The organism is Polaromonas sp. JS666 (assembly GCF_900103405.1).
GTDB lineage: Bacteria > Pseudomonadota > Gammaproteobacteria > Burkholderiales > Burkholderiaceae_C > Polaromonas.
Genome location: NZ_FNHX01000004.1, coordinates 382,854 through 407,389, shown reverse-complemented (window position 1 = coordinate 407,389; position 24,536 = coordinate 382,854). Strand labels below are relative to the sequence as shown.

The following is a 24,536-nucleotide window of genomic DNA, read 5'->3' as shown; positions in this document are numbered from 1 at the left end:
AGCATGTCATCCGAGTTCTTGCAAACCTACCGCAACCACGTCGCTGAGCGCGCGGTGATCGGCATCCCGCCGCTGCCGCTGTCCGCCAAGCAGACCGGCGACGTCATCGAGCTGCTGAAGAACCCGCCCAAGGGCGAAGAAGCTTTCCTGGTCGAACTCATCACCCACCGTGTTCCCGCCGGTGTGGACGATGCCGCCAAGGTCAAGGCCAGCTATCTGGCCGCCGTGGCCCACGGCACGGAAAAATGCGCGCTGATCTCGCGTGAAAAAGCCACGCAGCTGCTGGGCACCATGCTGGGCGGCTACAACATCAGCCCCATGGTCGAGCTGCTCGACGACGCCGAAGACAGCGTCGCCACGCAAGCCGCCAGCGGCCTGAAAAACACCCTGCTGATGTTCGACCAGTTCCACGACGTGCAGGAAAAGGCCGAAAAGGGCAACAAATACGCCAAGGCCGTGCTGCAAAGCTGGGCCGACGCCGAATGGTTCACCAGCCGCCCTGAAGTGCCCCAGTCCATCAAGCTGACCGTCTTCAAGGTGGCCGGCGAGATCAACACCGACGACCTCTCGCCCGCGCCTGACGCCTGGAGCCGCCCCGACATCCCGCTGCACGCCCTGGCCATGCACAAGAACGCGCGGCCCGGTGTCACGCCCGAGGAAGACGGCAAGCGCGGCCCGGTCAAGTTCATTGAAGAACTCAAGGGCAAGGGCAACCTCGTGGCCTACGTCGGCGACGTGGTCGGCACCGGTTCCTCGCGCAAGTCCGCGACCAACTCCGTGCTCTGGTGGACCGGCGAAGACATTCCCTTCGTGCCCAACAAGCGCTTCGGTGGTGTCTGCCTGGGCGGCAAGATCGCCCCGATTTTTTACAACACCATGGAAGACTCCGGCGCGCTGCCGATTGAGCTTGACGTGAGCCAGATGGACATGGGCGACGTGATCGAGCTGCGCCCCTACGAAGGCAAGGCACTCAAGGACGGCAAGGTGATCGCCGAGTTCAAGCTCAAGAGCGACGTGTTGTTCGACGAAGTGCGCGCCGGCGGCCGCATTCCGCTGATCGTCGGCCGCGGCCTCACGGCCAAGGCGCGCTTCGCGCTGGGCCTGCCCGTGTCCACCCAGTTCCGCCTGCCGGTCAGCCCTGAAGACAACGGCCGCGGCTTCACGTTGGCGCAAAAAATGGTCGGCCGCGCGGTCGGCCTGCCGGAAGGCCAGGGCGTGCGCCCCGGCACCTACTGCGAACCCAAGATGACGTCGGTCGGCTCGCAGGACACCACCGGCCCCATGACCCGCGACGAACTCAAAGACCTGGCTTGCCTGGGCTTCAGCTCCGACCTGGTCATGCAGTCCTTCTGCCACACCGCGGCTTATCCCAAGCCTGTCGACGTGAAGATGCACCACGAGTTGCCTGAGTTCATCAGCACGCGCGGCGGCATTTCGCTGCGTCCCGGCGACGGCATCATCCACAGCTGGCTCAACCGCATGCTGCTGCCCGACACCGTGGGCACCGGCGGCGACAGCCACACGCGCTTCCCCATCGGCATCAGCTTCCCCGCGGGCTCCGGCCTCGTGGCTTTCGGCGCCGCCACCGGCGTCATGCCGCTGGACATGCCTGAATCGGTGCTGGTGCGCTTCAAGGGCAAGATGCAGCCCGGCATCACGCTGCGCGACCTGGTCAACGCGATCCCGCTCTACGCCATCAAGGCCGGCCTGCTGACGGTCGCCAAGCAGGGCAAGAAGAACATCTTCTCGGGCCGTATCCTGGAAATCGAAGGACTGCCCGACCTCAAGGTGGAGCAGGCCTTCGAGCTCAGCGACGCCTCGGCCGAGCGCTCCGCCGGCGGCTGCACGGTGCACCTGAACAAGGAACCCATCATCGAGTACATCAACAGCAACATCACGATGCTGAAGTGGATGATCGCCACGGGTTACTCGGACGTGCGCACCATCAAGCGCCGCATCGCCGCCATGGAAGCCTGGCTGGCCGACCCGCAGCTGCTCAAGGCCGACGCGGACGCCGAATACGCCGCCGTCATCGAGATCGATCTGGCCGACATCCACGAACCCATCGTGGCCTGCCCGAACGACCCCGACGACGTGAAGATCCTGGCCGAAGTGGCCGGCTGCAAGATCGATGAAGTCTTCATCGGCAGCTGCATGACCAACATCGGCCACTTCCGCGCGGCCTCCAAGCTGCTGGAAAACAAGCGTGACATCCCGGTCAAGCTGTGGATGGCGCCGCCCACCAAGATGGATGCCAAGCAGCTCACGGAAGAAGGCCACTACGGCGTGCTCGGCTCGGCCGGCGCCCGCATGGAAATGCCGGGCTGCAGCCTGTGCATGGGCAACCAGGCGCAGGTAAAAGAGGGCGCGACGGTGTTCTCCACCTCCACCCGCAACTTCCCGAACCGCCTGGGCAAGAACTCCAACGTCTACCTCGGCTCCGCCGAGCTGGCCGCGATCTGCTCCAAGCTGGGCCGCATCCCCACCAAGGCCGAGTACATGGCCGACATGGGCGTGCTGACGGCCGCCAGCGCGCAGGTCTACCAGTACCTCAACTTCGACCAGGTCAAGGATTACACCGACATGGCCGATACCGTGAAGGACGGCGTCACGGCCTGAGCTTGACACCCGCAAGCTGAAATGGAAGGATGAAGTGATGTTGAAACCGTCACTTCTTTCCTTCCTTTTTTTTGTGCTTGTGTCGGCCACGGGCGCGGGCGCCCAGGAGGCACGCAGCAACGCCTTCAACGACCCCTTTGTGCAGGTCACCTCGGCTATTACCCAGTGCCCGATTCCCGAAGGGCCGCTTTACACGGAGCAGGAAGTGCGCGACGTGGCCCATGTGCGGGCGCAGCACGGCGGCAGCTGCTACCGTGTGGGCCGTTGCCGCCTGGCCAACTCGTATTGGTACGACCAGGAAATCATTCCGCGCGTGTCGCAGTACATCAAACTCGACGGCCGTTTTGACGACACCAGTGTCTGGGTGCAGGGCGAGCGGCGGCTGGTGTTTCTCAAAGGCTGCGTGAAGACGCGCGAGCAGTCCGAGGCCCTTGAAAAAGCCGTCTGGCTGGTCGACGACGTGATGGGCGTGGTGAACTACCTGCGTGTGGGTGATGAGCCTGTCCGCTACGTGCCCGCGCAATCAGCCTCGAAATAATCCGGCGTCACGACACAAAGCCCTGCTGGTTTCAGCAGGGCTTTTCTTTTGGGCAAGTGGAGTGCGGTGTCAAAGCTCCGAGGGCAGCGGGTCCGCCACCCGCAGCTCCGACCCGTCGACAAATTTCAGGTACCAGAATTCCGGCGCCAGCGGCAGGTTGGGGCGTATATAACTCACGTTGGCCGTCTGCACATAAACCGTGGACGCGCCGTCCTCGGGCGGTGGCGCCAGGTAGTGGCGCCTGAAGCCCACCAGGCCGCCCAGGGTGGAGACCACGGTGCCTATGGACTCGGTGACGGCATTGACCGTGCCGCCCTGGCCCAGCATGTGGATCAAGGTCCGGCCGACCAGGTCGGGCGGCGAAGCCTCCACATACAGCACCGCGGCGCTGTTGATGCGGAGGTCGTCGGGCGCGGCCGGCTCGGTGGATTTGTTGAAGGCGATAAAGGGCATGGGGCAGGCCTTCAGGGTCAGGAAATGTGCAGCTCTTTGTGCTCGCCCAGTTTGCGCGGCAGCTCGCCCGTGATGGCCGCCTTAGCCATCTTGAACAGCTGCACCATCTTGCTTTCCTTGACGTCCCAGTATTCGGCGTGGTGGACGCGCACTTCGAGCAAAGCCAAGTCCGGGTCGTGGACACCGGCGGGAAACCAGCTGCGGGCCAGCGGCGACCAGAGCTCCTCTTTTTTATCTTGGTCCTCGGCGATCAGCGCCTGGCCCGACAGCGACACATAGCTGTCCTCGCCGGGGTCGGCATAAGACACGTTGACGTTGCCGTCCTGCTGCAGGCGCTGCGCCAGCTCGCTTTTGCGGGAGATAAAGAAATACAGCCGCGCGTCCTCGTCCAGCGACTGGTTCTGGGTGGTCAGCGGATGGGCGTGCAGCATGCCGTTGGCATGGCGGTGCGTCAGCATGCCAAAGCGTATGCCCTGGATCAGCTCCCACAGCGTGTCGTGGTCGGATTTGGGTGTGCTCATGGGAATTCCCTGAAAAAAGTTGGCGTATCCGGCCCATGCTAGGGGTGCATTCGGGGCCGGCCCATCAGCTTCGGTCGCGGCCGGCTGTCAGCGCGGGCCCACAGCCTCGCAGTCCGCCTGCGTTTACCCGCCAGACATGCCCGGAGCGGTAGAAGCGGTTACCATACAGATGCAAGTAATTCGCATTTGTATTACGGTAGGCTTACAGGCGTGGCTCGCCCGAAGCGCTTGCCGTTTTCCATCCCTAAAGGTGTTTCATGAAATTGTCCCTCCCATCCCTTGCCGCCGCCGCCACGCTGGCCGCCGGCCTGCTGGCCGCGCCCCTGGCCGCCACCGCCCAGGGCGTTAAGCCCACGCCGGAAGGCATCGTGGTCTACAACGCGCAGCACGCCAGCCTGACCAAGGCCTGGGCCGATGCCTTCAGCAAGGAAACCGGCATCAAGGTCACGCTGCGCAACGGCAGCGACACCGAGCTGGGCAACCAAATCGTGCAGGAGGGCGCCGCATCACCCGCCGACGTGTTCCTGACCGAGAACTCGCCCGCCATGGCGCTGGTCGACAGCGCCGGGCTGTTTGCCCCGCTGGACGCGGCCACGCTGTCTGAAGTACCCGCCAACTTCCGGCCTGCGCATGGCCGCTGGATAGGCATCGCCGCGCGCAGCACCGTGTTTGTCTACAACAAGGCCAAGCTCACCCCGGCCCAGTTGCCCAAGTCCATGCTGGACCTGGCCACGCCCGCCTGGAAGGGCCGCTGGGCCGCATCGCCTTCGGGCGCCGACTTCCAGGCCATCGTGAGCGCGCTGCTCGAGCTCAAGGGCGAGGCCGCCACCGCCGCCTGGCTCAAGGCCATGAAGGAAAATGCCACGCCTTACAAGGGCAACGGCACGGTGCTCAAGGCCGTCAACGCCGGCCAGATCGAGGGCGGCGTGATTTACCACTATTACTACTACGGCGACCAGGCCAAGACCGGCGAGAACAGCAACAACACCCAGCTGCACTATTTCCGCAACCAGGATGCTGGCGCTTTTGTGAGCATCTCCGGCGGCGGCGTGCTGGCCTCCAGCAAGCACCAGCCCGAAGCCCAGGCTTTTGTGAAATGGATCGCCGGCAAGGGCGGCCAGGACATCCTGAAGACCGGCGATGCCTATGAATACGCCGTCGGCACGGGCGCGCAGTCCAACCCCAAGCTGGTGCCGCTGGCCGAGCTGCAGGCGCCCAAGGTCGAGCCCTCCAGGCTCAACAGCAAAAAAGTCACCGACCTGATGACCCAGGCCGGCCTGTTGTAAACCGTTTTTGGGTCCGCTGACCGGACACTTGCCTTGAGCGCCTTGCCCCTTGATGTTGGTGCCGATGCCGCCCTGAAGCCGGCGGTTGCGGTGCTGCTGCCCGCACCAGCGGTCGGCCGTAGCGGCTGGCGCCTGTCCTGGGTGGGCGGCGCGGCCTTGGTGGTGTCGCTGCTGGCTTTGTTGCCGCTGGGTTTTGTGCTCTGGGTGGGCGTCCAGACCGGCTGGGATACGGCCTCGGCCCTGATCTTCCGGCCCCGCGTCGGCGAGCTGCTGCTCAATACCGCGCTGCTGGTGGTGCTCACGGTGCCGCTGTGCGCGGTGCTGGCGGTGGCGCTGGCCTGGCTCACCGAGCGCAGCGACCTGCCCGGCGCGCGCACCTGGGCCTGGCTGCTGGTGGCGCCGCTGGCCGTGCCGGCTTTTGTGCACAGCTATGCCTGGATGACGGTGGCGCCCGGCCTGCACGGCTTGCCAGCCGGTGTGATGGTTTCCTTGATCGCCTATTTCCCGTTTCTGTATTTGCCGGTGGCCGCGGCCCTGCGGCGGCTGGACCCGGGCATGGAAGACAGCGCCGCCTCGCTGGGCCTGGGCCCCTGGGCCGTGTTCTTTCGTGTGGTGCTGCCGCAGCTGCGCCTCGCGGTATGCGGCGGCTCGCTGCTGGTGGGGCTTCACTTGCTGGCCGAGTACGGCCTTTACGTGATGATCCGCTTCGATACCTTCACCACCGCCATCGTCGACCAGTTCCAGTCCACCTACAACGGGCCCGCCGCCAACATGCTTTCAGGCGTGCTGGTGGTCTGCTGCTTCGCGCTGCTGGGGCTGGAAGCGGCCGCGCGCGGCAAGGAGCGTTATGCCCGTGTGGGTACGGGCGCGGCGCGCATGCCGTCCAAGCGCAAGCTGGGCCGCATGGCCGCCTTGGGCTTGCTGCTGCCCGCGCTGCTCAGCGTGTTGGCGCTGGGCGTGCCTCTGTTCACGCTGGGGCGTTGGCTGCTGGCGGGCGGTGCGGCGGTCTGGCGCCTTGATGAACTCGGTCCGTCGCTTGTGCAAACCCTGGGCCTCGCGCTCGCTGGCGCCCTGCTGACCAGCGTGGCTGCCGTGCCCATGGCCTGGCTGTCGATTCGCTCGCCCGGCCGGCTGCAGCGTGTGCTGGAGGCCTGCAACTACATGGTCGGCTCGCTGCCCGGCGTGGTGGTGGCGTTGGCGCTTGTCACCGTGACCGTGCGCCTGCCGATCTACCAGACGGCGATCACGGCGCTGCTGGCTTATTTGCTGATGTTCCTGCCGCGTGCCCTGATCAGCCTGCGCGCCGGCATCGCGCAGGCACCGGTGGAGCTCGAGCAGGCCGCGCGCAGCCTGGGCCGCACACCCGCGCAGGCGTTGTGGGCCGTCACCCTGCGGCTGGCCGCACCGAGTGCTGCGGCCGGCGCGGCGCTGGTGGGCCTGGGCATCACCAACGAACTCACCGCCACCTTGATGCTCGCGCCCAACGGCACGCGCACGCTGGCGACCTCTTTCTGGGCCTACAGCAGCGAGATCGACTACGCCGCCGCCGCGCCCTATGCGCTCATCATGGTGCTGCTCTCCTTGCCCATGACCTGGCTGCTTTACCAACAATCCAAACGCACGGCAGGACGATGACGCGATGACGACTTCCCTGGAATTGCAAGCGATACACAAACACTACGGCGCTGTGCAGGCGCTGAGCGGCGTGGACCTGAGCGTCGCGCCCGGCAGCCGCACCGCCATCGTCGGCCCCTCGGGCTCGGGCAAGACCACGCTGCTGCGCATCATTGCCGGCTTCGAAGCGCCCGACGCGGGCCGCGTCACCCTGGGTGGCCGGCAACTGGCCAATGGGCCGGAGGCCGTGCCCGCGCACGAGCGCGGCATCGGTTATGTGCCGCAGGACGGCGCGCTGTTTCCGCACCTCACGATTGAAGGCAACGTCGGCTTCGGCCTGCCGCGCAACACGCCGCGGCGCGCCGAACGCATTGCCGAGCTGATGGACATGGTCGCGCTGGACAGCGCCATGTTGGCGCGCCGCCCGCACGAGCTCTCGGGCGGCCAGCAGCAGCGCGTGGCGCTGGCACGCGCGCTGGCGCAGCGGCCGCGGCTGATGCTGCTGGACGAACCCTTTTCGGCACTCGACACCGGCCTGCGTGCCAGTACCCGCAAGGCCGTGGCGCAGCTGCTGGGCGCGGCGGGCATCACCACCATCCTCGTCACGCATGACCAGGCCGAGGCGCTTTCGTTTGCCGACCAGGTGGCCGTGATGCGCGCAGGGCTGCTGGTGCAGGCCGGCCGGCCGCTTGACCTGTATTTGCGGCCGCGCGACGCGGCGGTGGCGGGCTTCCTGGGCGACAGCATCGTGCTGCCCGCGCAACTGGCCGGCGGCTGGGCCGATTGCGCGCTGGGACGTGTCGCCGTCAACGACAGCGGGCGCCGGGGCGCGGCGCAGATCATGCTGCGGCCCGAGCAGTTGCAGGTGGCCGAGGTGCCCGCCGAAACGGCGGTGCATGGCCCGCAAGACGGCGCCTGCTACGGCGCGGTCACCGACACCGATTTCGGCGGCTCGGTGTGCGTGCTGTCGGTGCGCCTGGTGCGCGGCACCGGCCCGGCCGCCGCGGCGCCAGCACCCTCGGCCGCCTGGGATGAAGCGCTGCTGGTGCACAGCCCGAGCATGCATGTGCCGGCCCTGGGCGCCATGGTGCGCATCACGGTGGCCGGCCAGGCCCACGTTTTCAGCGCCTGAAGGTTGCCCGCCCGCCGGGCCAACAAGCTTTGTTACTTTTTCCACAGAGGGAATTCCTGTTTTTGGCTATATTGTGTACGGCGTACACAATATGTCAGCAAACCCTTTAACCAGGAGATTTCCCATGGCCCGTTATGTAGATGGATTCATTGTTGCCGTCCCCGCCAAGAAAGTGGAGGACTACCGCAAGCTGTCCCGCAAGGCCGGCAAGATCTGGAAGGAATACGGCGCGATCGAATACACCGAGTGCCTTGCCGACGACGTGCAGCCCGGCAAGCTCACGTCTTTCCCGCAAAGCGTCAAGCTCAAAGCCGGCGAGGTGGTGGTGTTTTCGTGGATCACCTACAAATCGCGCAAGCACCGCGACAGCGTCAACAAAAAAGTCATGTCCGACCCGCGCCTGGAGGCCATGATGGACCCGAAGAACCTCCCCTTCGACGGCAAACGCATGATCTGGGGCGGCTTCAAAACCATCGTCGAACTCTGAGCGGCGCTAAGCCTGCGCGGCCAGCGCCTGCAGCGCCTGGCGTGTGAAGTCATCCGCCGGGAAAAAGGTCTCCATCGCAAGTTCCTGCAAGGTCACGTCCACCGGCGTGCCGAAGATGGTGGTGGTGCTGATAAAGCTCAGCATGCCGGCTGGGGTTCTGAACAAAAAGGGCATGACCACGCCCGGGTGCTCGCCTTCGAGGTGCTCCGTCGCTTCCTCAGGCACGGGATAGGCCTTGAGTTCCTCCAGCAAGGCCGTCAGCAGCGGGTCTGCTGTTGCCACGACCTGCTGGCGCAGGCGCTCAAAGATATGCGTGCGCCACTGCGGCAGGTTGGCGATGCGCGGCGCCAGGCCCTTGGGGTGCAGGCTCAGGCGCAGCACATTCACCGGTCCCTCCAGCAGCGAGGCATCAGCGCCCTCCATCAGGTGCGGCACCATGCGGTTGGCGGCCACCAGGTTCCAGTGCCTGTCCACCGCCAGGGCCGGGTAGGGCTCATGGCTTTTGAGCAGCAGCTCCACGGCCTGCCGGGCCGAGGCCAGGGCAGGGTCGTCCAGCGGGCGCTCGCGGTACATGGGCGCGTAACCGGCTGCCACCAGCAAGGCATTGCGCTCGCGCAGCGGAATGTCCAGCCGCTCCGACAGCCGCAGCACCATCTCGCGGCTGGGCACCGAACGCCCGGTTTCCACAAAACTCAGGTGGCGCGTCGAGATGTCGGCCTCATGGGCCAGGTCCAGCTGGCTCAGGCGCCGGTGCTGGCGCCAGTGGCGCAGGTGGTCGCCAAAGGGCTGGGGCGCGCTGCGCTGCGCCGGGCGGTTGGGGTGGTGGGTGCTGGCGGTCATGGCCACATCGTAAGGGGAGACGGGTGGTTTTCCATTACCTGTCAGGTTATCGACGGGCCGCCGCCGTGCGGGAATGATGGCCTCCATGCGCACCGACCCGGCAGCCCGGCGCGCTGATCCCCATCACCGGCTGCTGCTTCAGGAGTTTTGCCATGTCTTCGAGTTCTATCCTGTCCTCCCCCAACTTCCTGCGTAACGTCCTGCGCGTGGATGCGCTGTCCTGCATAGCCTGCGGGGTATTGCAAGTGGCTTTCCCGGCCGCGATGGCCCGCCTCTTGAACCTGCCCGAGGGCCTGGTCGCCTACACCGGCGAGTTCCTGCTGGTCTACGCCGCAGTCGTTGCGTTTGTTTCAACGCGTAATCCCTTGCCGCGGCCCATCGTCTGGGTATTGGTGGCGGGCAATATCGGCTGGGCGCTGGCTTGTGTGCTGCTGTTGGCCAGCGGCCTCATGTCGCCTTCCATGCTGGGCGTGGCTTATGTGGTGGTGCAGGCACTGACAGTCGCGGTGCTGGCCGAGCTGCAATACTTCGGCCTGCGCCGCGCGGCGCCGCAACCGGCCTGGTAAGAAAAAAGAAGAAGGCACAAGACTGGGCAGGAGGGCAGGATATGCGGGCTCGGCCCCCCACGGGGCCGCGGTGCCTGCCAGAATGGGGGCTGCCGTCAATAAAAAGGAGTCCGCCATGGCCAAACCGCCTCCCCACGCTTTTCCCTCCACGCTCAAAAGCTTCAAGACCGCCTCCGGCAAAACCGGCAAGTTCTACTCCCTGCCGGAACTGGCCAAACAATTCCCCAAAGTCGCGCGCCTGCCGGTTTCCATGCGCATCGTGCTCGAATCGGTGCTGCGCAACTGTGACGGCAAAAAAGTCACGGCTGAGCACGTGGGCCAGCTGGCCAACTGGCTGCCCCAGGCCGAGCGCAGCGAGGAAATCCCCTTTGTGGTCTCGCGCGTGGTGCTGCAGGACTTCACCGGCGTGCCGCTGCTGGCCGACCTGGCCGCCATGCGCAGCGTGGCGCTCAAGCTGGGCAAGAACCCGAAAGCCATAGAGCCGCTGGTGCCGGTGGATCTGGTGGTGGACCACTCCATCATGGTCGACTACTACGGCAAGAAAAATTCGCTGGACCTCAACATGAAGCTCGAGTTCCAGCGCAACCGGGAGCGCTATGAATTCATGAAATGGGGCATGCAGGCCTTCGACACCTTCGGCGTTGTGCCGCCGGGCTTTGGCATCGTGCACCAGGTCAACCTCGAATACCTGGCGCGCGGCGTGCATAAGACGGCGGGCGGCGTCTATTACCCCGACTCGCTGGTGGGCACCGACAGCCACACCACCATGATCAACGGCATTGGCGTGGTCGCCTGGGGCGTGGGCGGCATCGAGGCCGAGGCCGCCATGCTGGGCCAGCCGGTCTACTTCCTCACGCCCGACGTGGTCGGCTTTGAGCTGACCGGCCGCCTGCGTGAAGGCGTCACCGCCACCGACCTGGTGCTGCGCGTGACGGAGCAGTTGCGCAAGGAAAAGGTGGTCGGCAAGTTTGTTGAATTCTTCGGCGAGGGTACCCGCACGCTGGCCTTGCCCGACCGCGCCACCATAGGCAATATGGCGCCCGAGTACGGCGCCACCATGGGTTTCTTCCCGGTCGACGAAAAAACCATCGACTACTTCAAGGGCACGGGCCGCACCAAGGAAGAGATCGAAGCCTTTGAAGCCTACTTCAAGGCCCAGGGCATGTTCGGCGTGGCAAAAACCGGCGAGATCGACTACTCGCATGTGGTCAAGCTCGACCTGGGCGACGTCACGCCCAGCCTGGCCGGCCCCAAGCGCCCGCAAGACCGCATCGAGCTGGGCAATGTCGCAGGCCAGTTCAAGTCGTTGTTCAGCAAGCCGATTGCCGAGAACGGTTTTAACCAGCCGCCAGCCATGCTGAATACGCGCCACCTGGTGCGCCGCACCGACGAAGGCCGCCAGGACACCCTGCCGGCCGCGCCGCCCACGCCGGCGGGCGCGGCGCGCGCCGTGGTCGAGATGGAAGGCAACCGGCCCACGCTGGCCCACGCCCGCGCGAGCAACACCACGGACGCACCGGCCACGGCGCAGACCGAGGTGGTGCATTCGCCGCCCGGCGTGACGGTGGGCAACGGCGACGTGCTGATCGCCGCCATCACCAGCTGCACCAACACCTCCAACCCCAGCGTGCTGCTGGCCGCCGGCCTGCTGGCCAAGAAGGCGGTGGAGGCGGGCCTGAAGGTGCAGCCGCACATCAAGACCTCGCTGGCACCCGGCTCGCGCATCGTGACCGAATACCTCACGGAAACCGGTTTGCTGCCCTACCTTGAAAAGCTCGGCTTCGCGCTGGCCGGCTATGGCTGCACCACCTGCATAGGCAATGCCGGCGACCTGACGCCCGAGCTCAACGAAGCTATTACCAAAAGCGACCTGGTCTGTGCGGCCGTGCTCTCGGGCAACCGCAACTTCGAGGCGCGCATACACCCCAACCTCAAGGCCAACTTCCTGGCCAGCCCGCCGCTGGTGGTGGCTTACGCGATTGCCGGCACGGTGATGCGCGACCTGATGACCGAGCCCGTCGGCAAGGGCAAGGGTGGCAAGGATGTGTACCTGGGTGACATCTGGCCGAGCAGCGACGAGATCTACAAGCTCATGAAGTACGCCATGAACGGCAAGGCCTTCCGCGCCAATTACGCCAAGGTGAAAACCGAACCCGGCAAGCTCTGGGAAAACATCAAGGGCGTCAAGGGAACGTCCTACACCTGGCCCGCCAGCACTTACATCGCCGAGCCGCCTTTCTTCAAGGACTTCACGATGGATGCCGGCAAAGCCGGCAGCGTCGATGTCAAGGGCGCGCGCATCATGGCGCTGTTTGCCGACTCCATCACGACGGACCACATCTCGCCGGCCGGCTCCATCAAGGCTAGCTCACCCGCGGGCCTGTGGCTGCAGGCCAACGGCGTGCAGAAGGCCGACTTCAACAGCTACGGTGCGCGCCGCGGCAACCACGACGTGATGATGCGCGGCACGTTTGCCAACGTGCGCATCAAGAACCTCATGATCCCGCCCGGCGCCGACGGCTCGCGTGAAGAGGGCGGCGTCACGCTGTTCCAGCCCGGTGGCGAGAAGATGTTTATCTACGACGCCGCCATGAAGTACATGGCCGAGGGCACGCCCACGGTGATTTTTGCCGGCGAGGAATACGGCACAGGCTCCTCGCGCGACTGGGCCGCCAAAGGCACGCAGCTGCTGGGCATCAAGGCCGTGGTGGCGCGCAGCTTTGAGCGCATACACCGCAGCAACCTGGTGGGCATGGGCGTGCTGCCCCTGCAGTTCAAGCCGGGCGAATCGTGGCAAACCCTCAAGCTCACCGGCACCGAAGTCATAGACGTGATCCCGCACCCCGAGCTCAAGCCGCAAAGCGAGGCCAAGCTGGTCATCACGCGCGCCGACGGCTCGCGCGAGCAAGTCACCGTGATCCTGCGCGTGGACACGCCCATCGAGGTCGACTACTACCGCAACGGCGGCATCCTGCCTTTTGTGTTGCGGCAGTTGCTGGCTTGATGTTCAGGCAAGCCCTGATAGCCGGCGGCGGCATCGGCGGACTCGCGGCGGCGCTCGCGGCCTCGCGCGCCGGCTGGGATGTGCGCCTCTTTGAACGCGCCAACGCCTTCAGTGAAGTCGGCGCCGGTATCCAGCTCGGCCCTAACGTCGTCAAGGTGCTGCAGGGCTGGGGCCTGGCCGGCGCCTTGCAGATCGTGGCCGCGTTTCCTGAACGCCTGCAGGTGCGCAGCGCCATTTCGGGCCAGGTGCTGGGCGAGCTGCCGCTGGGTGCCACCATCGCCCAGCGCTATGGTGCGCCCTATGCCACCTTGCACCGCGCCGATCTGCACCGCCTGTTGCTGGAGGCCGTGCAGCAAAACGCCGACGTCAAGCTGCACCTGAGCCGGCCGCTGCAGTCCTTCAGCCAGACCGCGCAAGCCGTCACGGTGCAGGCCGACGACGGCCCCGGCATTGAGGGCGACGCCCTCATAGGCGCCGACGGCCTGTGGAGCACGGTGCGCCAGGAGTTATTGGGTGACGGCCTGCCGCGCCGCACCGGCCACCTGGCCTACCGCGCGCTGGTGCGGCAGGCCGACCTGCCTGAGCTGCTCAGGAGCCAGCAGGTCACCGCCTGGCTCGGGCCGCGCATGCACGTGGTGCAGTACCCGGTGCGCGGCGGCGAGTCGCTCAACGTGGTGGCCATCGTGCACGGCGAGGTTGCGGCCGAGGCCGACCTCTGGGACCACAGCGCCAATGCCGCCGACCTGGCGGCTGCGACGGCCGGCTGCTGCGCCGCCCTGCGCGAAGTACTGGGCGCCATCGAAAGCTGGCGCCTCTGGGTGTTGCACGACCGCGCGCCCATGCAGGGCGCCCACCAGCATGCGGTCGGCCGCGTGGCCCTGCTGGGCGATGCCGCCCATCCCATGCGCCCCTACCTGGCGCAAGGCGCCGGCATGGCGATTGAAGACGCCGCCGAATTGGGCCGCACCCTGGCCCAGGCGTTGGACCCGGCCCTGGACGTGCCCACCATGCTGCAGCGCTATGCGCTCAACCGCTGGCAGCGCAATGCGCGTGTGCAGGCCAGGGCGCTGCGCAACGGGCAGATATTCCATGCCGATGGCGTGATTCGGTGGGGGCGGGACATGGCGATGAAGATGCTGGGGGAGAAGGTGCTGGATTTGCCCTGGTTGTATGGAGCCGCAAGCGCGCAGTCCTGATGGTTCGAGAAACCGTCGGGTGATGCATCGCCGCGCTGTTCCTTCCGGCCTAGTCCGCGTAGGCCCCCGCCGCCTTGATCACCGGCGTCCAGCGGGCAATTTCACTGCGCAGGTATTCGCGATGGCCCGCGGGCGTGTTGCGCGCATCTCGAACCACATCGATTCCGGAAGCGAGTTGCGCCTTTTTGAAGGCGTCCGTCTGGATTGCGGCCAGCAATGCGCTGTTGACCCTGGCTTGTACCGCCTGAGGCGTGTTCTTCGGCGCGTACAAGCCGTACCAGACGCCAACCCGGACGGAGGGAATCCCGAATTTCTCGAGCGTCGGGATCGCCGAGGCGCCGGGAACGTTGAGCGGCTTGGCTGATGTCACGCCGACGGGCCTGGTTTTCCCGCTGAATACATGGGGAAGCACGTTGGCCGTCAAATCGCACATCAGGTCTACATGGCCTCCGAGCAAATCCGCCAATGCCGGGGCGGTCCCGCGATACGGAACGGTGGTCATGCCGATGCCCAGCGAAGACTGGAGCAGCAGGCCGCACAGATGCGATGCCGACCCGATGCCGCCGTTGGCCAGCTTGACCTGTGGTTGTGTGGCTATCCACCGCACCAGTTCCACCGCTGAGCCTGCAGCGATCTGAGGGCGCGTCACCAGCATCAGTGGCGATTCAGCCATGATGCCCAAAGGTTCAAAATCCGTTTCCGGGCTGAATCCGAGGCGGCGGTACAGCGCGGGGGCTGTCGCCATCCCGATATGGTTTAACAGCAGGGTATAGCCGTCCGCAGGCGCACGCAAGGCAACGACACTGCCCAGGTTGCCTCCGGCGCCCGACAGGTTCTGGATGACGACGGCTTGCCCCAACTGCTTTTCCATCGGCGGGGCGAGCTCCCGCGCGAGCTTGTCCATAGGACCTCCCGCGGGATAGGGAACAATCAATGTCACCGGTTTCGAAGGATAAGCACCTTGCGCCTGCGCGCCCATGCCGCATGCCAGCAAGGCCCACACAAGCAGTGAAAACATTTTTTTGCTCATAGGTTTCTCCAGGGTTACCGATGCTTTTCAAGCTGGCATGCGCAGGGCCGCATGGCCGACGGCCGAGGCCCGCAGGGCTCGCCGCGCCTGCGTCGCCGCCAGGCATTTTTCAACGATGGCCGGCTCCGATGTCAAAGGTGTACCACCTGGAAAGGGCGGCTTGGGGTCGTATTCGATCTGGAGCTGGATTTGTTTGGCTGCTTCGTCTCCCTTCAGCATGGCGACGACCTTCAAGGCCATGTCGATGCCGGAGGTTACGCCGCCCGCCGTGAAGATATTTCCGTCCACACACATACGCTCCCGGGTGACGATGGCGCCGAAGGCCGGCAGAAAATCAATGGCCTGCCAGTGGCAGGTGCTTCGCCGGCCCTTGAGAAGACCCGCGGCGCCAAGCAGCAGCGAGCCCGTGCAGATGCCAAAGATGTACTTCGCCGACTTTGCCTGCCTGCGGGTGAAACTGACCCACTCGGCATCCAGTATGGCGTCGTCGGTTCCAGGTCCCCCCGGCACCACCAGCAGGTCGCAGGGCGGTGCGTTTGCGATGGTCGTGGTGGGCACCAGCGTGAGGCCGCGGTCCGAGCGGACCGGCTCCAGTGATTTCCCCACGAGCTCGACCTGCACCGCCGGCACACGTGCCAGGACTTCAAAAGGCCCTGTCAAATCGAGTTGTGTCAGTGCATTGAAGAGAATAATATTAACTTTCATGAACACGCTCCTTAAGACGCTGAAGGTAAGACCAGGTGCCGCGGGGACAGTGCCAAAAGCGGGCGAATGTGCGCCAAAATGGGTGGCCTTTCTTTTGTTCGACGGCTTCCAGCCGATTGACCTGGCCGGACCGTGGCAGGCATTTGCCACGGCCAATGAGGAGGTGGGCGTTCCGGTGTATCGCCTGGCCACCGTGGCGCAGAAGGACGCCGTCACGAGCGCCGATGGCGCGCTGAAAATCCATGTGGACCACGGTCTGGAGGCTGCCGCGGCATGGCCGATCGACGCGCTGGTAGTGCCGGGCGGCGGCGGTGTCCATGCGGCATGTGCCGATCTTCAACTGGTCAACTGGCTGCGTGAAAGAGACCAGGCCACACACAGAACCTGCAGCGTTTGCACGGGAGCCTTCCTGCTTGCCGCCGCCGGGCTGTTGAGCGGCCGGGAGGTCACCACCCACTGGCGATCCGCCGGGAGGTTGCAGCGGGACTTCCCCGACCTGAAGGTCAACGACGACAAGATCTACTGCGAAAGCGGCAAGTACTGGACCACGGCGGGTGTTACGGCCGGCATCGACCTCGCGCTGGCCCTGATCGAGCGCGACCATGGCGCCGACATCTCGCAGCGTGTCGCGCGGCGGCTGCTTGTCTATTTACGCAGGGACGGCGATCAGCGCCAGTACAGCCAGGCTTTGAGGATTCAGGATAGGGCCGCTGCGCCCTTTCGCCCGCTGATCGAGCTGTTGCAGGCCCGGCTTGACCACGACTGGTCCGTCGACGCGATGGCGGATGTGTGCAATATGTCCCGGCGCACTTTTCAGCGCAAGTTTGCGGAAAACTTCGGCATGGGCCCCATCGCCGCACTCAACAGCCTGCGGCGTGAACAGGCGGAAATCCTCGCCAGCTCGGGGCGCCTGTCGGGGAAGGAAGTCCAGAGGCATACCAGACCGACCCGGGGTATTTCCGGGACGGCGGCCGCAGCGCGTCATCGCGCCGGCGGCGCTTGCTGATCACCAAAGCCCCGCCGATGAAAAAACCGGAGGTCCCTGTCGAGATGCTCCGGTTTATTGGCCGCGCCCAAGGATGCGGCGTTTCAGGGCTTTGGTTCGGCGTGAGGCACTGCCGCCACACCCGCCGCGGGCGGCTGCGGCATGGCCACCATGGCGGCTACCGATTCGGCAATTCCCGTCAGTGAGGGGTTGCTGAGCCCCGCATCTTTCATGATGGCGTCGACGATCGGCTTGGCCACCTGGTATTGAAGCGCGGAGTTGACGACCTGCTCAGGCAGGGTGCCCGCGCCGCCGGAACCTCCGGGCTGGCCCGCGCCGCCCGCGCCATTGCCTGCCGGCATGCCGTTGACCTGGAACAGGCGGATCGACTCGATTTTCTCCAGCGGCTTGACCGACTGCTGGATGATCAGCGGCAGCGACTGGATCAGCTGCAGGCGCACGGCAAGGTCGATTTGCGCCGCGCCCAGGCGGTTTTTGGCCTCGTTGATGGCGCTGATACCTTCGGCTTCGGCCAGTGCCGCGGCTTTCTTGGCATCCGCTTCGACCCGCAGCGCCAGCGCGCGATTCTCGGCGGCTTCGCGCTCGGCCGCAGCGGCCACGGTGATCGAGATCGCCTGCTGCTCGGCTTCACGCGCGGCATCAATCAGCTGGATGGATTTGCCGCGTTCGGCAATCGCCACTTCACGGGCCGTGTTGACCAGTTCTTCGGACTTGACGGCTTCGGCGCGCGCCGTGTTGGCGGCGGCATCGGCCTGGGACTGCTCCTGGGACTTTTGCGCGATGGCAATCGATGCGCTCTGGTTGGCGAGTTCGATCGACTGGCGCTGCTCGGCCTGTTTGACTTTGGTTTCCCGGTCGGCTTCGATCTGCTTTTTCTGAACGGAAAGGTTTTTGTCGATCTCGGCGCTGTTGACGGTGCGGTCGGCTTCGATGCGCCGTTCCTTCACGAGGCGGTCGGCGTTGATGCGGACTTCTTCGGCTTCGCGCTGGCGTTCGGCCTCAATCTTGGCGATGGCGGTGGTCTGGTCGGCCTTGGCGTTGGAGATTTCCTGCTGCTGCGTCAAGGTCGCAAATTCCTGCTCCTTGGAGATGGTCAGCTTCAGGCGTTCGGCTTCGAGGTTTTTGGTGCGCACCTGGACTTCGGTGTCCTGCTCGATGTCATTGCGCTGTTTGCGGCGACTTTCGGTTTCTTCGGTCAGCCGGGTCAAGCCTTCGGCGTCAAAGGCGTTGCTGGGATTGAAGAATTCCTTGGCGGTCTGGTCCATGCTGGTGAGCGAGACCGATTCCAGTTCCAGGCCGTTTTTCTCGAGATCTTCGGCCACGGCGTTTTGCACGGCCTGGACAAACTCCCGGCGCTTGTCCTGCAACTCGCGCATCGACATAGTGGCCGCGGTGGCACGCAAGGCATCGACGAACTTGTCTTCGACCAGGACCTTGAGCGCCGCCGGCTCCATGGTTTTGCGTCCCAGGGTCTGGGCCGCCGTGCTGACCGATTCCGAGGTCTGCTTGACGCGCACGAAGAAGGCGGCGGCCACGTCCACACGCATGCGGTCCAGCGCGATCAGGCTCTGCTCTTCGCGGCGCGAGACCTCGAGCTTGAGCGTGTTCATGTTCACTGGAATGGTTTCATGGAAGATAGGCAGCACGATGGCACCGCCGTCCATGATGACCTTCTGGCCGCCCAGGCCGGTGCGCACAAAAGCGGTTTCCTTGGTGGCGCGGTGGTACAGCCGCGCGAAGATGATGCCGATAAGCAGCAGCGGGAAAAATACCAGTCCTGCGGGAATTGCTATGTTGATAAGCATGTCAATCACGATCTACTTCCTCCGGTTGTTGTTTTTGGCCGGCCGCTGGGGCCGTTTTTTGCCATTTGATTTCAATTCTTCCGACTCGTCTCACAAAAGCTCAGGGTGCGGGTTGCGTATGCATTTGAAGCGGGCGCCGGCCTTGCGCACCAGCACGATGGCCGTGCCTTCGTCCAGCGTCTGCTCCGCGATGTCGGGCTCGACCATCACGTAGTGCGCGCGGCCGTTCGCATCGCGCACTTTGGCTTCGGCCGCCACGCCGTCGCGCGCATGGCCGCTGACGATGACGCCGGCGCGGCCTATCAAGGTCTGTTCACTGACCGCGCTGGTTTCATCCCCGGGCACGATCTTCGCCAGCAGCCCACCCACACCGTTGACCGTGGAGACGCCCGCGAGGAAGGCCGGTATGCAGGCCAGCCACGCGGGAAACAGCGAACCGGTCAGCCCGTGGGCTACCGACTGGATCACATAGCCTGAGACGGTGAAGCCCGCCAGGAACAAAATCAGCAGCACCAGCAAGGGCACCTTGCCGACATGCAGCCAGCCCAACGGGCCCTCAACGCCGTCGGGCATGTCGGGCATCAGGCTTTCAAGAAGGTGCGAGGGGCTATGCGCCAGCATCAGGCCCGCCCCTTCCACAATGCTCAGGCCGACCATCACGGCTAGCGCGGCGCCAAAGGGCCAGGTTTCCGGTGCGGTGAAGATGATCATCGCGGCGGCCTCAATGGCTCGCCTTGAGCTCGGCCAGGCGTTCGCTGATCTTGTTGTCGCGCACCAGCTGGTTGAGTTCATTGAGTTTGGCCGCCTGCTCCAGCCCGCCGCTACCGGTGCCGTTCAGGCCGGTATGGCGCCTGAAGGTGCGGTCAAACGCCGATTGGGCGGAATTCATCCTGGCTTCGGCGGTACCGGTGGGGTTTTTGCGCAGCTTGCTGCTTTCGGCGAGGCGGCGCGAGGCCTCGAAGTCCTGGATGGTTTTCTCCATCTCGCGCTTCTTGCCCATCAGCGCATCCACGAATCCGGACAGCTCTTTGTCCTGCTGGCCCATTTCGCTGAGGCTGGTCTCGAGGATGGGCAGCTGGGCCTCTATGTCCAGCTGGCGGGCGATCGCCTGTTTGGCCAGGTCTTCGCGGTTTTCGGCAATCGCCATGGCCACGGAGGCCGACAAGGCGTCATGTTCCTTGTTGAGCTGCAGGTGCTGCTGCTGGGCGAGGTGCCGGTTCGCGACGATGCGCCCGAGTTCGGCCCTGACCTCGTCGGTCACCTGCTCGACTTCGCGCACCGATTGTTCGAGCACGGCGACGGGCGCGGCGTCTTCTATTTTGTCCAGCAACGCATGCGCGCCGCCCGTGATCACGCGGGTAACCCGGGTACGTAAGCTATCGGCCATAAAACCTCCCTTTTTAGCGTGGTGACGAAATCAGCTGTGCCAACTCAAGGACGCGAGTTGAATTATCAATGACGACTTTTTCATCATAGGCGGCGGCGCGCGTGGTGACCGCTTGCCTGAGCAGCGTTTCCGCCAGCTGCATGGTGCGTTTGACCAGGACAGCCTCCAGTTCCCGGGCGCTGCTAGGGGACGAGGGCTGGCTGGCGTGCAGCATGGCGATCAAAGCGGGAAGGTGTTCCATGAACGCCGCCAGCACTTCGGAGTGCTGGCCGGTTTTGCGTTCGAGCTGGGCGATCTGTTCGCGCGTGCTGCGGCCCAGGTCGCGGTACATGGCCAGGGCGTCTATGTAATCGGCGTCGCCATCGTGCATGCGCTTGAGGTGGAGTACGGCGACGCGGAGCTTGTCGCTCAGGGTGGTCGCGTCCTCCATCGGCAGCGTCGACAGCCACTCGTAGAGATCGTCGGGGAGACGGGCGGAAATAGGTACCATGTCGACGATTGTATTCAAATGAATACGGGCGTCAACAACTAAATAAATACCGGATTTTCAGAGGTCGGTACGCAATTTCCAGATTTCCGGGAACAACACCACATCCAGCATCTTGCGCAGGTAGCTGACGCCGCCGGTACCGCCGGTTCCGCGCTTGAAGCCGATCACGCGCTCCACGGTCGTGACGTGCCGGAAGCGCCAGAGCCTGAAAGCGTCCTCCAGGTCGGTGAGTTCCTCGCCGAGCTGGTACAGGTCCCAATATTTCTTTGGGTCGCGGTACACCACCAGCCAGGCCTGTTCGACTTCATCGCTCTCGACGTAGCTCTGGGTCCAGTCGCGTTGCGTGTGGCTGGCCGGAACGGCCAGGCCGCGGCGGGCCAGCAGGCGCAGGGCTTCGTCGTAGAGCGAAGGGGCTTGGTAGGCGGCCTGCACCTGCGCCAGCAGGTCGGGCCTGTGGGCGTGGGGTTTGAGCATGGCGGCGTTCTTGTTGCCTAGCGCGAATTCGATACAGCGGTACTGCGCGCTTTGGAAGCCGCTGGAGTTGGCGAGGTAGGGGCGTATGGCGCTGTACTCGGGCGGGGTCATGGTGGCCAGCACGTCCCAGGCGTGCACCAGCTGCTCCATGATGCGGCTCACGCGTGCCAGCATCTTGAAGGCGCCGCCCAGCTCGTCGTTGGCGACGTTGGCGATCGCGGCGCGCAGCTCGTGCAGCATCAGCTTCATCCAGAGTTCGCTGGTCTGGTGCTGGATGATGAACAGCATCTCGTTGTGGTCGGGCGAGAGCGGTTTCTGCGCGCCCAGGATGGCGTCGAGCTGCAAATAGTCGCCGTAGCTCATGGATTTGCTGAAGTCGAGCTGCGCTTTTTCGTCGCGCACGATGTCTTCAGGGGCTTGGGGTTTGCTGTGGGTATTCATCATGTGACCGCGTGCTTCTGGTTGAACTCGCTTTTTTGCCATTCGGCGCTTTCAAGCACCTGCTTCAAATGCTCAACGGCGTTCCACACGTCTTCAAAACCGATGTAGAGCGGGGTGAAACCAAAGCGCAGGATGTCCAGGTGCTTGCCGGCGCCGCCGTCACCGGCGCGGAAGTCGCCGATCACGCCGCGTGCAATCAGCGCTTGCACGATGGCGTACGCGCCTTCGGTTCGGGTCAGGCACACCTGGGAGCCGCGTTGTGCATGTTCGCGCGGCGTGGCCAGGCCCAGTCCGTGGCCCGCGCAGCGTTCTTCGACAAGCCGGATAAACAGGTCGGTGAGTGCCAGCGATTTTTTGCGCAGGGCCTGCATGCCGCCGAGTGCTTCGGATGCGAGCACGGTGTCCAGGCCGCACTCGAGCGCCGTCATGCTCAGGATGGGCTGGGTGCCGCAGAGGTAGCGCGAGATGCCTGCCGCGGGCCGGTAATCGGGCGTGAATTCGAACGGCGCGGCATGGCCCCACCAGCCGGCCAGCGGCTGCCAGAAGCGGTCGGCATGCCTGGGGTTGACCCAGACAAAGGCCGGCGCACCGGGGCCGCCGTTGAGGTATTTGTAGCCGCAGCCGATGGAGAAGTCAGCCTTCGCCGCAGTCAGGTCTACCGGCACGGCGCCCGCGCTGTGCGCCAGGTCCCAGACGGTGAGCGCGCCGGCGGCATGGGCCGCGGCGGTCACAGCGGCCATGTCGTGCATGGCGCCGGTACGGTAGTTCACATGGGTCAGCATCAGCACGGCCACGTCGCGGGTGAGCGCGGCCGCGATTTCTTCAGGCTCCACCAGCTGCAGGCGAAAGCCGCGCTCGCGGCACAGCGCCTCGGCGATGTAGAGGTCGGTCGGGAAGTTGCTGCGCTCGCTGACGATCACTTTGCGCTCGGGCGCGTCCTGGGCCGCGATATGCAGCGCGGCGCTCAGCACCTTGTAGAGGTTGATGGAGGTGCTGTCGGTGGCCACCACCTCGCCGGGGGCCGCGCCTACCAGCCGGGCGATCTTGTTGCCCAGGCGCTGCGGCAGCTCGAACCAGCCGGCGCTGTTCCAGGATCGGATCAGGCCCTGGCCCCATTCGGCCGTGACGGCCTCGGCGACGCGGGCGGCCGCCGTCACGGGCAGCACGCCCAGCGAGTTGCCGTCGAGGTAGATCACGCCCTCGGGCAGCGTGAATTGCTGGCGCAGCGTGCGCAGCGGGTCTTGCGCGTCAAGGGCGCGGCAGTCCTGGAGTGTCGTCATAGATAGGGGTTGTGGGTTTCAGGGAAGTTCGCGCAGCACGGCGCGCACGGGGGAGGCATCGGCCCGGGTCAGTTTGAGCGGCAGGGCAATCAGTTCGTAATCGCCTTCGGCCACCTCGTCGAGCACCAGGTTTTCCAGCACGCGCAGGCCGTGCGCCAGCAACTGGTGGTGGCTGGGCAGGTCCTGGCTGGTGGCCGGGTCCACGCTGGGCGTGTCTATGCCGATCAGGCAAATGCTTTTGCTTGCCAGCAACGCCAGCGTTTCGGGTGCGATGGCGGTAAAGGCGTCCCAGGCCTGGCTGGCGCTGCGCGAAGTGCGCAGCAGCACGCGCGGCGGCAGGCCGTCCAGCGCGTGGGCGACGTGTTCGGGCAAGACCAGCGGGCCGCAGTCCAGGCAGTGGATGACGCGGCAGGGCCCCAAGTAGGGGACAAGGTCCAGCTCGCCGGCGCTGGACTCGCCATTGGCATAGTGCAGCGGCGCATCGGCATGGGCGCCGGTGTGCGGCGACAGCGTGATGCTGTTGACGTTGACCGGACAGCCCGGTGCCAGGGAGAAATGCAGTGTCTGGGAGTAGGCTGTGTCACCGGGGAACACGGCCGCGTTTTCATCGACCGATGGCGAGATGTCCCAGAGTTTGCGCGATGCTGATGGGGTGGAGGCAGGCATGGATCCAAAGGTAGCACCGGCAAAAAAGCCGTGGTGTCGGTTATTTCCAACAATTTCAAAAATAGTTGAGACCTAAAGTATCTGCGGGCGCTGGCCTGTCCAGAGCCATGCGGCCTGGGCGAGGCTGGGGCACAATCCAGACCTGCGGCGCATCGCTGCATCGATTTACCAATCAGCAATACCTCCCTCCAACCTTTCAAGAGAGACAAGGCAGACCATGAATTCCGAGAACAAGTCCAACGGCAAAGTCGCATTCGTCACCGGCGCGGGCACAGGCATCGGCAAGGCCGTGGCCTTGGCTCTGCTGCGTGAAGGCTATAGCGTGGCGCTGGTGGGGCGCCGCGTGGAGCCGCTCAATGAAGTCGCCAAGGAATCCGGCACGGACCGCGCACTGGCGCTGCCCACCGACGTGAGCAAGCCCGAGTCCGTGGCGGCGGCTTTTGCCAAGGTCAAGGAAAAGTTCGGCCGCCTCGACCTGCTGTTCAACAACGCCGGCGTGGGTGCGCCGCCGGTGAACATCGAGGACATCACGTTCGAGCAGTGGACCAATGTGGTCGACATCAACCTCACGGGTTCTTTCCTTTGCGCGCAGGGCGCCATCAGGCTGATGAAAGACCAATCGCCCCAAGGCGGCCGCATCATCAACAACGGCTCGATCTCGGCCCATGCGCCACGTCCCAACTCGGCGCCCTATACCTCCACCAAACATGCGATCACAGGCCTGACCAAATCGATCTCGCTGGACGGCCGCAAGTACAACATCGCCTGCGGCCAGATCGACATCGGCAACGCCATGACGGAGCTCGCGGCCCGCATGGCCAAGGGCGTGCCGCAAGCCAATGGCGAAATCGCCATTGAACCCATGATGGATGCGAAGGAAGTGGCCGAGGCGGTGGTGCACATGGCGTCGCTGCCGCTGTCGACCAATGTGCAGTTCATGACCATCATGGCCACGAAGATGCCGTTTGTGGGGCGCGGTTGATGCGGCCCTGATCG

23 protein-coding genes are annotated in these 24,536 nt (G+C 65.0%); 11 read left to right on the top strand and 12 right to left on the bottom strand.

Annotation, left to right across the window (positions count from 1 at the left end; translation table 11 throughout):
• Positions 1–3: 3 nt before the first annotated feature.
• Both BLQ85_RS12960 and BLQ85_RS12955 read left to right on the top strand, forming a co-directional pair.
• Positions 4–2,619 carry a bifunctional aconitate hydratase 2/2-methylisocitrate dehydratase gene (locus tag BLQ85_RS12960; RefSeq protein WP_074577631.1) on the top strand — a complete coding sequence of 872 codons (2,616 nt, stop codon included), beginning with the start codon at positions 4–6 and terminating at the stop codon, positions 2,617–2,619.
• A 37-nt stretch (positions 2,620–2,656) separates the two neighbouring features.
• A complete protein-coding gene (locus BLQ85_RS12955; RefSeq protein ID WP_074577629.1) occupies positions 2,657–3,157 on the top strand; it encodes a BON domain-containing protein in 501 nt (166 codons plus the stop codon).
• 69 nt (positions 3,158–3,226) lie between these two features.
• Here the strand turns inward: BLQ85_RS12955 and BLQ85_RS12950 are convergent, their stop codons facing one another.
• Together BLQ85_RS12950 and BLQ85_RS12945 are read right to left on the bottom strand one after the other, a co-directional pair.
• The gene (locus tag BLQ85_RS12950) at positions 3,227–3,610 is read right to left on the bottom strand and encodes a hypothetical protein (RefSeq protein ID WP_074577627.1); all 384 of its coding nucleotides are present in this window, start codon (positions 3,608–3,610) and stop codon (positions 3,227–3,229) included.
• A 17-nt stretch (positions 3,611–3,627) separates the two neighbouring features.
• Positions 3,628–4,131, bottom strand: a complete 504-nt coding sequence (locus tag BLQ85_RS12945) for a pyridoxamine 5'-phosphate oxidase family protein (protein ID WP_074577625.1) — start codon at positions 4,129–4,131, stop codon at positions 3,628–3,630.
• 257 nt (positions 4,132–4,388) lie between these two features.
• On the opposite strand from BLQ85_RS12945, the gene BLQ85_RS12940 reads away from it, so the two are divergent.
• From BLQ85_RS12940 to BLQ85_RS12925, 4 genes are all read left to right on the top strand, one after another.
• On the top strand, positions 4,389–5,417 hold the full coding sequence (locus BLQ85_RS12940) for an iron ABC transporter substrate-binding protein (protein WP_074577623.1): 1,029 nt from the start codon (positions 4,389–4,391) through the stop codon (positions 5,415–5,417).
• 33 nt (positions 5,418–5,450) lie between these two features.
• Positions 5,451–7,052 (top strand): ABC transporter permease, encoded by a 1,602-nt coding sequence (locus BLQ85_RS12935; protein WP_139200964.1) that lies wholly within the window; start codon positions 5,451–5,453, stop codon positions 7,050–7,052.
• A gap of 4 nt (positions 7,053–7,056) precedes the next feature.
• Positions 7,057–8,163: an ABC transporter ATP-binding protein gene (locus BLQ85_RS12930; RefSeq protein WP_074577621.1), complete on the top strand. Its 1,107-nt coding sequence runs from the start codon at positions 7,057–7,059 to the stop codon at positions 8,161–8,163.
• A 124-nt stretch (positions 8,164–8,287) separates the two neighbouring features.
• Positions 8,288–8,650: a DUF1428 domain-containing protein gene (locus tag BLQ85_RS12925; RefSeq protein WP_074577619.1), complete on the top strand. Its 363-nt coding sequence runs from the start codon at positions 8,288–8,290 to the stop codon at positions 8,648–8,650.
• A 6-nt stretch (positions 8,651–8,656) separates the two neighbouring features.
• Here the strand turns inward: BLQ85_RS12925 and BLQ85_RS12920 are convergent, their stop codons facing one another.
• Positions 8,657–9,490: a helix-turn-helix domain-containing protein gene (locus BLQ85_RS12920; RefSeq protein ID WP_074577616.1), complete on the bottom strand. Its 834-nt coding sequence runs from the start codon at positions 9,488–9,490 to the stop codon at positions 8,657–8,659.
• A gap of 152 nt (positions 9,491–9,642) precedes the next feature.
• Between BLQ85_RS12920 and BLQ85_RS12915 the strand changes: the two genes are divergently transcribed.
• The 3 genes from BLQ85_RS12915 to BLQ85_RS12905 all read left to right on the top strand — a co-directional run bounded on the left by BLQ85_RS12915 (position 9,643) and on the right by BLQ85_RS12905 (position 14,256).
• Complete coding sequence (locus BLQ85_RS12915; RefSeq protein ID WP_074577614.1) at positions 9,643–10,056, top strand: hypothetical protein; 414 nt, start codon at positions 9,643–9,645, stop codon at positions 10,054–10,056.
• Positions 10,057–10,171: 115 nt separating this feature from the next.
• Positions 10,172–13,060, top strand: coding sequence for an aconitate hydratase (locus tag BLQ85_RS12910; RefSeq protein WP_175456111.1), 2,889 nt, complete (start codon positions 10,172–10,174; stop codon positions 13,058–13,060).
• Positions 13,060–14,256 carry an FAD-dependent monooxygenase gene (locus tag BLQ85_RS12905; RefSeq protein ID WP_074577610.1) on the top strand — a complete coding sequence of 399 codons (1,197 nt, stop codon included), beginning with the start codon at positions 13,060–13,062 and terminating at the stop codon, positions 14,254–14,256. The genes BLQ85_RS12910 and BLQ85_RS12905 overlap by 1 nt, the downstream gene beginning before the upstream one ends.
• Positions 14,257–14,305: 49 nt before the next feature.
• Here BLQ85_RS12905 and BLQ85_RS12900 read toward each other — a convergent pair whose 3' ends face one another.
• A complete protein-coding gene (locus BLQ85_RS12900) occupies positions 14,306–15,286 on the bottom strand; it encodes a tripartite tricarboxylate transporter substrate-binding protein (protein WP_074577608.1) in 981 nt (326 codons plus the stop codon).
• A 27-nt stretch (positions 15,287–15,313) separates the two neighbouring features.
• The gene (locus tag BLQ85_RS12895) at positions 15,314–15,991 is read right to left on the bottom strand and encodes a DJ-1/PfpI family protein (RefSeq protein ID WP_074577605.1); all 678 of its coding nucleotides are present in this window, start codon (positions 15,989–15,991) and stop codon (positions 15,314–15,316) included.
• Between the two features lie 82 nt (positions 15,992–16,073).
• Here BLQ85_RS12895 and BLQ85_RS12890 point away from each other — a divergent pair, with 82 nt between their 5' ends.
• Entirely contained in the window at positions 16,074–16,997 is a 924-nt protein-coding gene (locus BLQ85_RS12890) for a GlxA family transcriptional regulator (protein WP_074577771.1), read from the top strand.
• 83 nt (positions 16,998–17,080) lie between these two features.
• Here BLQ85_RS12890 and BLQ85_RS12885 read toward each other — a convergent pair whose 3' ends face one another.
• The 7 genes from BLQ85_RS12885 to kynB form a co-directional block, all read right to left on the bottom strand.
• Positions 17,081–18,802, bottom strand: a complete 1,722-nt coding sequence (locus tag BLQ85_RS12885) for a flotillin family protein (protein WP_175456119.1) — start codon at positions 18,800–18,802, stop codon at positions 17,081–17,083.
• Between the two features lie 90 nt (positions 18,803–18,892).
• A complete protein-coding gene (locus tag BLQ85_RS12880; RefSeq protein ID WP_074577600.1) occupies positions 18,893–19,513 on the bottom strand; it encodes a YqiJ family protein in 621 nt (206 codons plus the stop codon).
• A 10-nt stretch (positions 19,514–19,523) separates the two neighbouring features.
• Positions 19,524–20,189 (bottom strand): PspA/IM30 family protein, encoded by a 666-nt coding sequence (locus BLQ85_RS12875; RefSeq protein WP_074577598.1) that lies wholly within the window; start codon positions 20,187–20,189, stop codon positions 19,524–19,526.
• 13 nt (positions 20,190–20,202) lie between these two features.
• Positions 20,203–20,679, bottom strand: a complete 477-nt coding sequence (locus BLQ85_RS12870; RefSeq protein ID WP_074577596.1) for a hypothetical protein — start codon at positions 20,677–20,679, stop codon at positions 20,203–20,205.
• 57 nt (positions 20,680–20,736) lie between these two features.
• A complete protein-coding gene (kynA, locus tag BLQ85_RS12865) occupies positions 20,737–21,594 on the bottom strand; it encodes a tryptophan 2,3-dioxygenase (protein WP_074577593.1) in 858 nt (285 codons plus the stop codon).
• Positions 21,594–22,874 (bottom strand): kynureninase, encoded by a 1,281-nt coding sequence (gene kynU, locus BLQ85_RS12860; RefSeq protein ID WP_074577590.1) that lies wholly within the window; start codon positions 22,872–22,874, stop codon positions 21,594–21,596. Before kynU ends, kynA begins: the two co-directional genes overlap by 1 nt.
• An 18-nt stretch (positions 22,875–22,892) precedes the next feature.
• Entirely contained in the window at positions 22,893–23,540 is a 648-nt protein-coding gene (gene kynB, locus BLQ85_RS12855; RefSeq protein WP_074577588.1) for an arylformamidase, read from the bottom strand.
• 217 nt (positions 23,541–23,757) lie between these two features.
• On the opposite strand from kynB, the gene BLQ85_RS12850 reads away from it, so the two are divergent.
• Positions 23,758–24,522 carry an SDR family oxidoreductase gene (locus tag BLQ85_RS12850; protein ID WP_074577586.1) on the top strand — a complete coding sequence of 255 codons (765 nt, stop codon included), beginning with the start codon at positions 23,758–23,760 and terminating at the stop codon, positions 24,520–24,522.
• The last annotated feature ends 14 nt before the right edge of the window (positions 24,523–24,536 follow it).